Consider the following 1,024-nt stretch of genomic DNA (forward strand, 5'->3'; position numbering starts at 1 on the left):
TTTCTCATCATACTCTTTAACATAACTTTTATGTCTGGCAAATACTTCTTCACCAAACCCCTTTGTCTGAACTAATTGTTCTATCTGTTTAAACTTTATCTGGACATCTTTGTCGATTAAATCTAATCGCGGTATTAAACTGGTTATCTTTATTTGTAGATTTTTTAGATGATTGATTGAGGGGGAGGTAGATTTAATGTCTTTTAGAGTAGTCTTCAGGGAAAACTCTAAATCTTCAATTACCTTAGTTAACTTCTTTGCCTCCGGGGATAATATACCTTCTGGTGCAATTTGAGATGATAATTTATGAACTTGTTTAGAAAGAGTGGATATTTTTTTAGCTTGATAAGTCAAATCTGTTGCATTTAAATTAATAGGCAGGAAACAAAGGATAAGGGGATATAAACCGATTTTAAAGGCTTTCACCATTTTTCTCCTTTTTACCATCTTAAATAAATTATACCACAAGAATTAAAAAATGTCAAGATAAAAAAAATTATTTTTTGTAATTTAATGTCCACCAAGCAGATTATCTCTTTTTTAGTAACCGTTCACCGCAGAGATTAAGGAAATAGGGAGATATTATTAAAAAAATTGAAATTAGTAGAAACTAATAGAAATTTATGGAAATTTGTTGTTTCCCACAATCAATTTCTACCTATTTCTATAAATTTCAATCTATTTCTATTATCTTATCTCCATATCGCCCTTATCTCCTTATCCCCTTTCTTACGCTTTTGATATATAGCCTGAACGGTTACAAAAATTTAAAAGTCAATTCTGTGTTCTGGCAGTAAGAACTGATTTCCCAATCATCTTGCATTTCATCTATCCTCTCATTGGACATTGCCCATTTTACATTATTATTAGATATCTTGCAATGATCTGAACGCTTACCGAAATTTATCGCATCACTCCCAATTTACCTGTCTTTGAACTTATATCGTCACGGATGAAATAAATATAGATTCCACTGGCAACCTTTTCACCAGCTGAATTACGACAATCCCATTCCACAACCCCA

2 protein-coding genes are annotated in these 1,024 nt (G+C 31.7%); one reads left to right on the plus strand and one right to left on the minus strand.

Annotated features, from left to right (window positions below):
• A partial coding sequence (locus tag AB1414_21525) for a hypothetical protein (GenBank protein MEW6609992.1) occupies positions 1–447 on the minus strand: 447 nt, incomplete at its 3' end.
• 176 nt (positions 448–623) lie between these two features.
• Here AB1414_21525 and AB1414_21530 point away from each other — a divergent pair.
• On the plus strand, positions 624–797 hold the full coding sequence (locus AB1414_21530) for a hypothetical protein (GenBank protein MEW6609993.1): 174 nt from the start codon (positions 624–626) through the stop codon (positions 795–797).
• The last annotated feature ends 227 nt before the right edge of the window (positions 798–1,024 follow it).

Source organism: bacterium, assembly GCA_040755795.1.
Lineage (GTDB): Bacteria > UBA9089 > CG2-30-40-21 > CG2-30-40-21 > SBAY01 > JBFLXS01.

What these genes read in the sequence shown, in the direction of transcription:
- AB1414_21530 (MEW6609993.1), top strand. Translation starts at nt 624, where the DNA reads ATGGAAATTTGTTGTTTCCCACAATCAATTTCTACCTATTTCTATAAA.